At 38.0% G+C, this 12,507-nt stretch carries 10 protein-coding genes; 8 read left to right on the plus strand and 2 right to left on the minus strand.

Going from position 1 to position 12,507, the window contains the following annotated elements; translation table 11 throughout:
* Positions 1-2 precede the first annotated feature (2 nt).
* Positions 3-488 (plus strand): hypothetical protein, encoded by a 486-nt coding sequence (locus tag IPM47_08775; protein QQS30996.1) that lies wholly within the window; start codon positions 3-5, stop codon positions 486-488.
* A 200-nt stretch (positions 489-688) separates the two neighbouring features.
* Here IPM47_08775 and IPM47_08780 read toward each other — a convergent pair whose 3' ends face one another.
* Complete coding sequence (locus IPM47_08780) at positions 689-1,321, minus strand: peroxiredoxin (GenBank protein QQS30997.1); 633 nt, start codon at positions 1,319-1,321, stop codon at positions 689-691.
* Positions 1,322-1,703: 382 nt separating this feature from the next.
* Here IPM47_08780 and IPM47_08785 point away from each other — a divergent pair, with 382 nt between their 5' ends.
* Entirely contained in the window at positions 1,704-2,129 is a 426-nt protein-coding gene (locus IPM47_08785; GenBank protein ID QQS30998.1) for an SRPBCC family protein, read from the plus strand.
* Between the two features lie 16 nt (positions 2,130-2,145).
* The gene (locus IPM47_08790; protein QQS30999.1) at positions 2,146-2,985 is read left to right on the plus strand and encodes a VOC family protein; all 840 of its coding nucleotides are present in this window, start codon (positions 2,146-2,148) and stop codon (positions 2,983-2,985) included.
* A gap of 120 nt (positions 2,986-3,105) precedes the next feature.
* Here the strand turns inward: IPM47_08790 and tmk are convergent, their stop codons facing one another.
* On the minus strand, positions 3,106-3,726 hold the full coding sequence (tmk, locus tag IPM47_08795; GenBank protein ID QQS31000.1) for a dTMP kinase: 621 nt from the start codon (positions 3,724-3,726) through the stop codon (positions 3,106-3,108).
* A gap of 726 nt (positions 3,727-4,452) precedes the next feature.
* On the opposite strand from tmk, the gene IPM47_08800 reads away from it, so the two are divergent.
* The 5 genes from IPM47_08800 (at position 4,453) to IPM47_08820 (ending at position 12,484) form a co-directional block, all read left to right on the plus strand.
* Positions 4,453-5,727, plus strand: a complete 1,275-nt coding sequence (locus tag IPM47_08800; GenBank protein QQS31001.1) for an HlyC/CorC family transporter — start codon at positions 4,453-4,455, stop codon at positions 5,725-5,727.
* Between the two features lie 312 nt (positions 5,728-6,039).
* Positions 6,040-7,734, plus strand: a complete 1,695-nt coding sequence (locus IPM47_08805) for a hypothetical protein (GenBank protein QQS31002.1) — start codon at positions 6,040-6,042, stop codon at positions 7,732-7,734.
* Between the two features lie 195 nt (positions 7,735-7,929).
* Positions 7,930-8,745: a patatin-like phospholipase family protein gene (locus IPM47_08810; GenBank protein ID QQS31003.1), complete on the plus strand. Its 816-nt coding sequence runs from the start codon at positions 7,930-7,932 to the stop codon at positions 8,743-8,745.
* A gap of 38 nt (positions 8,746-8,783) precedes the next feature.
* A complete protein-coding gene (locus IPM47_08815) occupies positions 8,784-9,065 on the plus strand; it encodes a hypothetical protein (protein QQS31004.1) in 282 nt (93 codons plus the stop codon).
* A gap of 107 nt (positions 9,066-9,172) precedes the next feature.
* A complete protein-coding gene (locus tag IPM47_08820) occupies positions 9,173-12,484 on the plus strand; it encodes a tetratricopeptide repeat protein (protein QQS31005.1) in 3,312 nt (1,103 codons plus the stop codon).
* Positions 12,485-12,507: the final 23 nt, after the last annotated feature.

Raw genomic sequence — 12,507 nt, forward strand, 5'->3', positions numbered from 1 at the left:
ACATGCAAGCAGACACAAGAATTTTATCGAGTTCATGGACTCCGGTGATGAAATTTGTTTTTCCATTTTTTTTCGGAATAATCTATTTGATTGCCACAATAACTATTGTTTCGGTAGCTTTTACAAGCGAAATTGACTTTAAAACCATTTTAATTTTACTATTTGGCTTCGTGCTTGCCTTGTCTGTTGGCATTTGGGTACTTTTCCGGTTTTGCCTGCATCTTAAAAAGGTTACCCTCGTTCAGGATTACCTGTTAATCAGTAATTACCGTCAGACCATTCAAATTCCATTGTCCGAAATCGAACAGGTCAGACAGTTCTTGTTTTTAAACCCACCTTTGCTGACTATTTATCTGAAATCCCCTTCTAAATTCGGTTCTAAAATTGAGTTTCTCGCTTATACCCGTGTTTGGGATTTTTTTTCCAGCCATCCTACCTATTTGCTGCTTCAGGAATTGAGTTCGAAAAAAGGGTTATACCAACTATGATATAATTTTGCACCACGCATGAATGCTTAAAGTCTTTAAATTCCACTCCTCGGAGGTGTTAGGAGTGGGTTCTTTTAGATAGCGAAGTGGTATAAATACCTCGTACAGGCATGAATAAATTTAAAAAGGGTTGCAGCCGTGTTTTTTAATCAGTTTAAACACAGCTACAACCCCATAAAATGTACAATATCCTTTACCGGTTATTTAGGCTGTGGAACATAGCGCAAATATGGTTTTTTGATGTTTGCATCAACGCCATATTTATCGTGAATTTGTTCGGTTGGCACATTCAACGTAACAATAACATCGTCTCCGTTCTGCCAATCTACGGGAGTTGCCACACTATGATTGGCAGTCAGTTGAAGTGAATCGATGACACGCAAAATTTCATTAAAATTGCGTCCGGTGGATGCAGGGTAGGTCAAAGTCAGTTTTACCTTTTTATCCGGGCCAATGACAAACACCGATCGAACCGTAGATTTTTCGCTGGCATTTGGGTGAATCATATCGTATAGCTGAGCAACCTGATGATTTTCGTCTGCAATGATCGGAAAATTGACCGAAACGCGGTTGACTTCTTCGATATCGGGCACCCATCGTTTATGGGAAGCTAAATCATCCACCGAAACCGCAATAATTTTGGTGTTTCTTTTTTCAAACTCGTTTTTTAACATGGCTGTTCTTCCGAGTTCGGTGGTGCAAACGGGGGTAAAATCGGCAGGATGCGAAAACAACACCCCCCATGAATCTCCCAGCCATGAATAAAAGTCAATTTCTCCTTCAGTAGTTTGTGCTTTGAAATTTGGAGCTACATCTCCTAATCTTAATGACATAATTGATACGATTTATTTAATTAATAATGGTGGTTTTCAAAATTAAGGCTTTCAAATATTCAACCAGGCTAATTTTTGGCAAAAAAGAAATCAGTAATTGATAAGATAATTTTAAGCCATAAAAAATTAAGCCGGAATACTTTAAAAAAAACACCTTTGGAATTGATTAAGTTTTGGATAAAGTAATTTTTTAATATCCGTCTTATGTTCCGCAATCTAAAAAAATCAGTCTTCAAACCTAACTTCACTATTGCGTGAAAATGAAAGTTAGAATTTTGTTGTAAGCTTTGCTTCAATAAAAAAACAATAAACGTTTGAATTCAACAAACTTTGCGCATTTTTGTAGATTCAATTTTCATCTACCTAAAACGCAATCCTAACTATGGAGCCTGTTAAAAAAACTGTAATAAAAGTAACTGCTTTTGTAAAAGCTCCCATCGAAAAAGTCTGGTTGATATGGACAAGCCCCGAACATATTTTGCACTGGAATGCCGCATCAGAAGACTGGCATACTACCGTAGCCGAAAATAACCTGGAAATTGGAGGGAAATACAACTACCGAATGGAAGCCAAAGACGGAAGCCATGGATTTGATTTTTCAGGTACTTATACCAATGTTAAGCTCCATCAGGTTATTGAATATGTTTTGGACGATGGCAGAGAAGTGTCGGTAATTTTCGAATCTGCAGATGGAGGAATAAACATCACTGAAACCTTTGAAGCAGAAAACACTTTTCCGGTCGAGTTGCAACAAGCCGGATGGCAGGCGATTTTAAATAAGTTTAAATCTTATACCGAACTCCACTAAAACTATCTTTACAACTATGTATGACAATCCGATAAAATCTTGTTTGTGGTATGATGGAATTGCACTTGAAGCCGCCCAATATTACTGTTCTGTCTTTCCCAATTCTAAAGTCCTTAATATCCATCATTTAGTTGTTGAATTTGAACTGAATGGAACCAGGTTTATGGGGTTAAATGCAGGCTCCAGATTTAAGTTTAACCCTTCTTTTTCATTTACTGCTCTTTTCGACACGATTGAACAAACCAATGAAATATGGGGAAAACTTATCGAAGGAGGCAAAGCCCTGATGGCCATTGACAAATATGAATGGAGTTCCCGTTATGGTTGGTTGGAAGACAAATATGGGATGAGTTGGCAAATAACAGTAGCTGAAACAACAACCGATACTCAAAAAATAATTCCTTCCCTGCTGTTTACCGATGGTATGTTTGGAAAAGCCGGGGAAGCCATCCGTTTTTATACTTCTGTTTTTCCAAATTCTTTCGTCCCATTGTTGGTGCCGTTTCCTGAAGATGACCCCAACGCCGGAAAAGTGATGTATTCGGAGGTTAAACTCAACAATCATGACCTGATCGCTATGGATGGAGTCGGGGCACATGGCTATGCCTTTAACGAGGCAGTTTCGCTGGTGGTGGACTGCAACACACAGGAAGAAATTGATTACTATTGGAATCGCCTTACCGAAGGCGGTGAAGAAAGTATGTGTGGCTGGTTGAAAGACAGGTTTGGGGTTTTCTGGCAAATTGTTCCTGCGATTACCGGAAATCTTTTATCTGACCCCGAAAGAGGTCAAAGAGTGATGCAGGAGGTTTTAAAGATGAAAAAATTAGATCTCAATATCATGCTCAATGCATAGGGAAGCCTGTTTTTCCTGTTAAAGTGGCAACTACTAAAACTGCAAGACCCACGATCAGAAATTATTTTGTGGAAATTGAATTTTTAGACAGAAAAAAATCTATTTAAGGGTCGCCCCTTCTCAGACTAAAAGTACCACTTCGTTCCAAATTTCCTCTGCAATGATTTCGGGAGTTTGGTTGCCGTCAATAAAAAAGATTTGTTCCTGATGCCGAAGTCGGTCTATTGCTTCAAAATATTTTTCTTTGACTTTTTTCAAATTGTCGAGGGTTTCATACAATTCCATTGAACTTCTTCCTTTGTTCAACCGCTTCATGCTGATTTCAGGCGAAATGTCAATGAATATGTTTAAGTCAGGACGAAGAAGTTCAGCGCTTAAAGAATTGGCTTCAATCACCCAATCCAAAGAAACATGCGCCCCTTGATAGGCAAATGATGAAAAATAGTAACGGTCTGTGATGACGGTAAAGCCTTCTTCCAATTTTTTTAAAATTCCGTTGGTGTTATTCAGCAAATGATCCAACCGGTCGGCAACAAAAAGACCTGCAATCACCCGATGATCGGCTTCTATTCTATGATTAAAAATATTTCTGATAACCGATCCAATCGGACTATCTGTAGGCTCAAATGTAGTATAAACTTTATGTCCTGCTTGTTTTAATCTTTCTGCCAAAAGTTTTACCTGTGTACTTTTACCACTTCCATCAATCCCCTCTAAGGCAATAAATAAATTCTTTTTCATGCTGCGTTGTTGGTTATAGATTTGATGTCGGGGCTTTTGGCAACTTTTTTCATGGTTCGTTTAATCTAAGATATTGTGGCAAAAATACGAAGGGTTTTCGATTTTTGGTTTGCTATCATTGTTGTATTCAAATAGAAGATGAGGGGTATTTATTGTTTCCTACATTGTTCAACATCCCATCTTTTGGTTTAAATATTATATCATCTGTATTAATTACAGACTCAAAAAAAGGATGACTTCCAACGGCAACTCAAACCAACAAAATGTCCCATAAAAAAAAGAATTAAAGGCTCAGAGTGTAGCTCAATAAACAGGTAATGGCTAAAATCTTTTAGCTTCTCCAAGGTTAAAAAAAAGATTTCCCGATGTTAAGAAAGGGAAGAATTATTTTAAAATGCATGGAAAAGGATTAATTCCTTTTTATGTAGGCAACAAAAAGATAGTAATAACAAATTCATACTTAAAGGAATCTAATGGTAATTTATTCAAGTTCCATAACCGCATTTTTTTGTTGAATTTATTCTGTAAAAGTAATTTTGTTTCATCAGGCATTTTTATTTGACAAGCTGCTGCCAATTTCACTTCTTAAAATATCTTTTAAAAAGGACAAAAGATACATTTATACCAGTATTTTTGAGCATTAAACAGGTTAATTAAGTAAAAGCCTAAATCACCATTGCAATTGTTGAAGCTAAATAAAAAACAGCATCTTAAGCCGGAAATATTATGGAAATCATCATCATTTTAGCACTTGTCCTTTTGAACGGAGTATTCTCTATGTCAGAGATGTCTTTAGTTTCTTCCCGCAAGTTTAAATTGGAAAATGCAAAAAGAAAGGGCAGTACAGGAGCTAAAACTGCGCTGGATTTAACTGAGAATCCTTCACGGTTTTTATCAACTGTTCAGATTGGCATTACGTTAATCGGAATTCTGTTGGGGGTTTATAGCGGTGAAAACCTGACCGGCGATGTTGCAGAATTTTTATCCCGGTTTGAAGCCATTCAAAACTATGCTTCACCCATAGCAACCGGAATAGTTGTTGTTTTTGTAACTTTTTTATCCATTGTTTTAGGCGAATTGTTGCCAAAGCGAATAGGAATGACATTTCCGGAGCCGATTGCCATTTTTTTGGCTAAACCCATGACCATCCTTTCGCTGATTACTGCTCCTTTTGTTTGGCTGTTAACCTTTACAAATGATATTTTACTGAGTATTATGGGAATCAGGAAGACCAGTGAGAGTAAGGTGTCGGAAGAAGAAATTAAATCTATTATCAAGGAAAGTGCTGAAGGAGGTGAAATTCAGGACATAGAACATAATATAGTAGAGCGCGTTTTTGAATTAGGCGATCGGAGAGTCAGCTCCTTGTTAACTCACAAAAGCGAATTGGTTTACTTTACCATTCAAGATTCATGGGAGGAAATCAAACAAAAAATTAACAAGGAAAAACATTCCGCCTATCCGGTCTGCAAAACCAATAATCTGGACGATATTATTGGTATTGTGTTGTTAAAGGATTTATTTACCCCTACCACTGATAAAGAATTTGACATTACCGATTATTTGAAAAAGCCTATTTATCTGAATGAAAGCATCTACGCCTATAAAGTGCTGGAACTTTTTAAAAAAGAAAAAATGCATTATGCCATTGTAGTGGATGAATACGGAACTACGGTTGGAATTGTAACGATGGATGATGTGGTGGATGCCCTGGTTGGAGATGTTACAGAACTTGATCAGGACGAATACGAAATCACAAAAAGAGCAGAAAACAGTTGGTTTGTTGACGGCCAGTATTCAATAATTGACTTTACAAAATTTTTCGGCATCGAACTGCCTGAAGACTATCATTCCAAGTATTCTACTGTGGCTGGGTTAATTATTTACAACTCAAATACTTTGCCCGATATCGGAGATAAATTTTACATAGGCAACTATGAACTTGAAATTTTAGACAAAGATGGCCAGCGAATTGATAAAATTCTGGTTACCAAAAAATAGACAGCAAAACTGTAAAATTTAACCAAAGGCTGGGTTTTTAAAAAAAGCCTCATAATAAAACAATCGCAAGGAGATTCGGAAGGATATGAAATTGAAAATAACTCATGTCTAAAATTTAGCGCTTTCCATAATTTCCTCTTAACAGTTGTAAGGTCATAATAAGCGTTTAGCGAGGTCTGCATGATAAATTAAGGACTAATTTTTTCACCCAGACTATGCAAGGTGAAAGGAAATGGGTTTTTTATCTATCTTAACTCCCGAATTTTATAAACACCATAAAAAGCAGGGATTAAACCGCTCCACCTTTGATGCATGAACGACACTTTTAAGATAGCTCCGATACCTGTTATAATTGGCATTACGGGGCATAGGGATTTGTTTCCTAAAGATTTGACAGCATTAACAGAAGCCTTTAGCAGCTATATTCAACAACTCAAAACCTCTTATCCTGATTCTCCGATAACGGTAATGAGTTCTTTGGCATCCGGTGCCGATTTGCTGGCAGCCAATATTGCATTATCTATGCAAATTCCGGTGATTGCTCCTTTACCGTTGCCGGTTGATGATTATTTAAACGATTTTGAAACAGAAGAGGAAAAGTCAGACTTTTTGAAAGCCCTCGACCAATGCGATAAGAGGTTTATAGTTGAGCAGGCAGTACCTGCCACCCAATTGAACACCAATCCGCTATCTGACCGGGAATTGGCTTATTTTTCGGCAGCCCTTTATGTAGTTAAGCATTGTGATGTTTTAGTAGCCTTTTGGAACGGTGAAAACAACGACTATCTTGCGGGAACTGCCAAAACGGTGCAAATGATGTTGGAAGGTTTTGTTCCTCCCGAGTTCAGAAAATCAGGCACAGATTTTTTCCAAACTGAAACTTCGGGAATCGTCTATCATATCAGTACACCACGAAAAAAAAGCACAGTGTTGACAATGCCCGCATTTTCTGTCACCAAATTAAGTGGTAGTCATTCAAAAATCGTGGACTTGTTAGATGAGCTCAGGTTTTTAGATCGTTTTAACAGAGAATCAAAACGGTTGTTCATAAACCGGGAACCGGCATTAGAACAAAACAGGAGATATTTGTTTAGTGTAAAAGAAGAAAACGAGTTAAATGCAGATTTGAGCAATCTCCTTACCAATTTCGCAGTTGCCGATACTCTGGCTCAAAAGTATGGAGCTAAGGTAAAAAACCTGTTTAACCGCTTGTTTGCCATCATGTTTATATCGTTGTTGATTTGTGATATTTATGCACACCTGTTTTACAGTGAAGCGATATTGTTGGTTTTATATTTGGGAGGATTGTTTTCAGCACTCCTGCTTTTCAGTCATAGCAAGAAAAAACAGTTTGAGAGCAGGTATTTGGACTACCGGGCTTTGGCTGAAGGATGCAGGGTTATGATATTCTGGCAGTTGGCCGGAATTTCTCAATCGGTTAGTCATTTTTATATGCGCAAACAAAAAAATGTGCTGAACTGGATTAGGGCAAGTTTGCAAAAAATTGAAAGTCTGAATACCTGGCAAAATGATCCGGATCCTAAAGATTTTGCTATTGTTTACAAAAACTGGATAGAAGACCAACGCATATATTACCGCAAATCTGCCTTAAAAAATGAAAAGCTATACCACAGTACTGAAAAATGGATGATGTTCTTTTTTATTGTCGGAGTGCTTTTGACTTTTGCCAACGTTTGCGCCATGTTGTTTGGGTTTATTAAATACCCCGCTCATTGGTATATCACAATCATGTTGTTGTTTCCTTTCTTTGCCGTAATGACAGAGACTTATGGCGATAAAAGGGCTTTTAAACAACATTCAAAGCGGTATGAGTTTATGAGTCAACTTTATGACCGGGCTAGTTTGCTTATGAAGGAGTATTTGGCCGCAGAGAAATATGAAGAAGCACAACTCGTCATTTTTGAATTGGGAAAAGAAACTTTGATAGAAAATGGAGACTGGGTAATGCTAAATCGCGAAAAACCATTGGATATGCCGAAAGGATGATGCTTTGTTATTAGGAAGGCAAAAGGCAAAAGGCAATAAGCAATAGGCAAAGGCAATGGGCAAAAGACAAAAGACAATAGGCAAAAGGCAAAAGGCAATATGCAAAAGGCAAAAGACAAAAGATTTTAGACATTATTTGACTATTCACAATTGACCATTTTATCATTAACAATTAAACACTAACCATTAATAAAAATGGAACAACTGTTACAACGTTTAATCAAGCCGGGGCCGAAAAGAATCTTAGCCATTGACGGAGGAGGAATAAGAGGCGCTTTGGCAGTTGGATTTATAGAAAAATTAGAAAAAATGTTGCGCCAACGTTACGATAAACCTGATTTGCGTTTATGTGAATATTTCGATTTTATTGGTGGGACCAGTACGGGTGCTATCATCGCTTCAACTTTGTCTTTAGGGTTTACCGCTGCTGAAATTAAACGATATTATCTCGAAGTAGGTAATTTTATATTTGGGGTAAAAAGAAAACTTAACAATCCGGGTGATTGGAAATTTATGTGGCGCGGTCAACAATACGATTATCAGCCTTTGGAAAAAACGCTTAAAGATGCGTTTACCGATATTACCATTGGTGATAGTAGAATTAAAACGGGTTTATGTATTGTAACCAAAAGGGCCGATACTCAAAGTACCTGGCCAATTATTAACCATCCCAACGGAAAATTTTATCCTTTCAACAAAGATATCCCCCTTTGGCAGGTGGTCAGAGCCAGTACCGCAGCACCGGGATATTTTAGACCCGAAATCATACAGGTTGGTAACAACGAACCGGCCGTTTTTATTGACGGAGGGATGAGTATGTATAACAACCCTGCTTTTTTACTTTTTTTGATTGCCACACTTCAGGGATTTCCATTTCATTGGCCAACGGGTAGCGAGAATTTACTTTTAGTATCAGTTGGCACGGGAATGTTTTCTACAAAACGCGATGTTAAAAAAGCGTATGACCGGAAAGTTTTCGGCATTTTTAAAGACCTGCCCAATATCTTTTAAATGATGCCAACAAGCTCAATCAAATCATTTTGCAATATTTGTCAAATTCTCCAATACCATTAGAAATTGATGGAGAAATGGGAGATTTGAATGATGACCTGCTTACTCCAAACCCTGCCCTTCACTATCTGAGGTACAATGTTCGTTTGGAACAAGAATCTCTAAGCCGGTTTGGGTTAAACTATTCTGCAAAAGAGGTCTATAATTTCAGAAAGATGGATTACATCGAATGTCGTTACGAACTCGCAAAGATTGGAGAAACAATAGCCGAAACAACGATGTTGCCCGAACATTTTCCTGCCAGTTTTGATATAGCCTGAAATGGTCATTTGTTTGAGGTTATTGAAAGGGTACTGCTTTTAAATTTAACTTTTACCCGGTTATTAGTTCTGAAATTTTTTAATGAAATCAGGTGAATTTATAAACTATGTCAAAAACAGATGTTCGCGTGTTCCTTTCCTCTACTTTTCGCGATTTGAACTACGAACGCGAGGTATTGATGAAAAAGATATTTCCCGAAATAAAAGCAATTTGCCGTGCCAAAGGCATCACCGTTACAGAGGTAGATTTGCGTTGGGGAATAACCGACGAAGAAGCCGTATTGGGTAGGATTGTGCGCACTTGTATGGAAGAAATAGACCGGTGCCGCCCTTATTTCATCGGATTTCTGGGAGGGCGTTACGGGTATATTCCCGACTACATAGAAATCAGCAAAGACGCTTATCTGCTGAATGATTACCCCTGGATGGAAGAAGCCATTTTTGACGAATTGTCAATTACCGAAATGGAGTTTCGCTATGGCGGACTTGATGAGCAAGGGAAATATACGGTAGGAGCAGGGGAGGGATTGAAACCTCAACCGTTGTTTTATTTCAAAAAAACAGCTCAAGCCAACGAAGACACTCCCCGCATTGATGATTTACGGAATGTCATATTGCAAAAAGGTATTGCCGTTCAGGAATATGCCAATGCCGAAGAATTTGGCAAGATGGTTTACGACGACTTTTTAGCACTCATAGCCCGCGATTTCCCCGATGCCCAACAGGAAACCGAACTCGACCGTATTCGAGCTTATCATCGATCGTTTGCCGAAAGTCGTCGCCGTTCATATATTCCCAACATGCAGTATATCAAATCACTCAATGAATTTGCCAATTCATCTGATTCTGATAAATTAATGGTTTATGCAAATTCCGGTGCCGGGAAATCGGCTTTACTGGCTTTTTGGATAGACATGTTCAAAAAAAGAAATCCCGGGGTGTTTGTTTTTGAACATTATGTAGGGATGGGTGCAAAATCTAATGATCACGTTGATGTAATTCTGCACTTATTACACGAAATTAAAGCTTTGACCGGTGTGGAGGCAAAAATCCCAAATCAATCAAACCAGGTGGAAGCATCGGTTCCAAAGTGGTTAGGTTACCTGAAAGATACACCGGCGATTTTGGTAATTGACAGTATTGACCAATTGACTCAAAGTTCTCAAAGTTTGAACTGGATGCCGGAGATTTTACCTGCAAACATCAAATTGATTGTTTCAACCAATATTGATGAAGCTGTTGAAAAGTGGCAAAAAAAGGAAAGCGAAATTTTAAAGGTTCAACCCCTGACCGAAAGAGAAAGAGAAGCTTTGACAGTTCGCTATTTGTCAGAATACAGCAAATCTTTACCGGCTGAATTAATCAAACAAATTGCTTCTGACAGCAAAACTTCAACTCCTTTGTTTTTGAGAATATTATTGGAAGAACTTAGACTGCACGGTCAACATGAAAGCCTTAGTGATGTGATCAAAACCCTGTTGAGCAGTACAAATACTGACGAACTTTTTCAACATGTTCTGGAACGATTGGAACACTCTTTTCATCCCGATACCGTCAACTTTGTTTTATCGTTCCTTTGGGTTTCCCGTTTTGGACTGACGGAGGATGAAATTGCCGAATTGTGTAAAATATCCAGAGTGAGTCTTTCTGCGATCATATCGGCTTTTGATTATCACCTGTTGAGAAAAAACGGGTTAATCTCTTTCTTTCATGTTTATCTTAGAAGAGCTGTCGAACACAGGTATCATCAGGATGAAAAAAAACGCTCAAACTTTACTCAGGAGTTAGCTGCCTATTTTGAACAAAAGGTTTTGTCCAACCGCCTGCAATATCTGGCTTTGATTTCTGAACCAAACAAGGTTGATCAGACTTTTGACAACGAAGAACAAACAAGAAGAATCAAAGAGCTTGCCTGGTTGTTTGAATACAGCGGAAATACCAAACGACTTCATACATTAATGGCAATGCCCGATGTGTTTAATCTGCTTTATGATAATCAACAATTCATTGATCTGCTAAAAATTTGGTCAACCTTAGAAGAAGAAGGGTATAGTGTTGTAGAAACCTATACAGAATCGCTGCGAATAATTCAGCAGGATAACTATTCCCCCTATGCCGTCATTCAGTTGATGCACAATATTGCCAATTTTTTCTCAATGATCGGACATTCGTCAGAAGCCGTTGAAATAGGTAAACAGGAGTTGGAGATTGCCATTCAACTTAACGATTTGCAAAAACTGGGATATGCTTATTATACTTTAGGTGTCAACTACAACCTGAGCAGGTTTTTTGATGAAGCTTTGGAACATCTCGCCAAGGCTGAAGAAATTGCTGAACAATTGAATGACTATACCCTGTCTATCGGTGTGGCAGGAAACTTAGGTAATGTCTATTTTTTTAAAGGAGAAATGCAAAAAGCCTTGACGTATTATCATAAGGTATCAGACATTATTCAGATTAGCGGTCTTAAAACGCATCGTCTCAGCAATCATATCAGTCTTGCAAGTGTCTATACTACTTTAGGAGACGTTGATAAAGCAGAACCTATTTTTTTAGAAGGCATTCAACTGTCTCAGGATTCCGGAGATATTGATTCGCTCTCTCATCTTTTGATAAATCTGGCAGCTATGTATGACCTTTGCGGGCGCTACGAAGAAGCGAGCGTTAATTTTACAAAGGGACTTGAACTTGCCAAAAGATTGGGACGCAAACAATTGATCAATATTGCTGAAGGTGGCTTGGCAAGGGTGCATATTAACCTTGGTAATTATGCAGAGGGTAAAGAAGGACTTTACAAGTGTATAGAAAACGCTAAAATTATTAATGACACGATGGGCATTAGCATAGACAAGGGTTGGCTGTCTTTTGTCTATGAACAAGAAGGTAATATCGAAAAAGCTTTTGAATACATTAATGATGCGATTGCAGTATCCGGGGAAAAGCAGCAATTGTATGAATATGCCTATTGGCTTGCAGAAAAGAGCAGATATATTTACCGGTTGATAAAAGCAAACAATCTGCCTTTTGACTCCAAAAAACAATATCTGAATGAAGCCATGCAATTGATTGACAAATCGCTGGAGGTTTTACAAATTGCCATACAGACTGATTTGGAAAATGTGTCAAAACTGATAAAAATGCAACTTCAGTTTGAAATTTTATCCTCGGATATTTCAAAGCAGCGTGAAATCATCACCCAAATTGAAAGCATGGGTAATATAGATGGGCTATCTGATGATTTTTCCATCAGCCTTCAATACACATTGTGGGCAATGAAAAAGGAACTTAACTTCAATCAATCAGAAGTTGATAAACATTACATTCAGGCAATTGAGCTATATAAATCAAAGCCCACAACACCGGATACCCGGTTAAAAGCAACCATCGAACCTTTGTTGAAAACTGCCGGCCTCGCTTAATTTATAAAAACGGCAATCAAAAT

Source organism: Sphingobacteriales bacterium (assembly GCA_016700115.1).
Classification (GTDB): domain Bacteria; phylum Bacteroidota; class Bacteroidia; order Chitinophagales; family UBA2359; genus UBA2359.

Coding starts and splice junctions, on each gene's coding strand:
- IPM47_08810 (QQS31003.1), top strand. CDS start 7,930: ATGGAACAACTGTTACAACGTTTAATCAAGCCGGGGCCGAAAAGAATC.
- IPM47_08780 (QQS30997.1), bottom strand. CDS start 1,321: ATGTCATTAAGATTAGGAGATGTAGCTCCAAATTTCAAAGCACAAACT.
- IPM47_08805 (QQS31002.1), top strand. CDS start 6,040: ATGAACGACACTTTTAAGATAGCTCCGATACCTGTTATAATTGGCATT.
- IPM47_08820 (QQS31005.1), top strand. CDS start 9,173: ATGTCAAAAACAGATGTTCGCGTGTTCCTTTCCTCTACTTTTCGCGAT.
- IPM47_08790 (QQS30999.1), top strand. CDS start 2,146: ATGTATGACAATCCGATAAAATCTTGTTTGTGGTATGATGGAATTGCA.
- IPM47_08775 (QQS30996.1), top strand. CDS start 3: ATGCAAGCAGACACAAGAATTTTATCGAGTTCATGGACTCCGGTGATG.
- IPM47_08785 (QQS30998.1), top strand. CDS start 1,704: ATGGAGCCTGTTAAAAAAACTGTAATAAAAGTAACTGCTTTTGTAAAA.
- tmk (QQS31000.1), bottom strand. CDS start 3,726: ATGAAAAAGAATTTATTTATTGCCTTAGAGGGGATTGATGGAAGTGGT.
- IPM47_08800 (QQS31001.1), top strand. CDS start 4,453: ATGGAAATCATCATCATTTTAGCACTTGTCCTTTTGAACGGAGTATTC.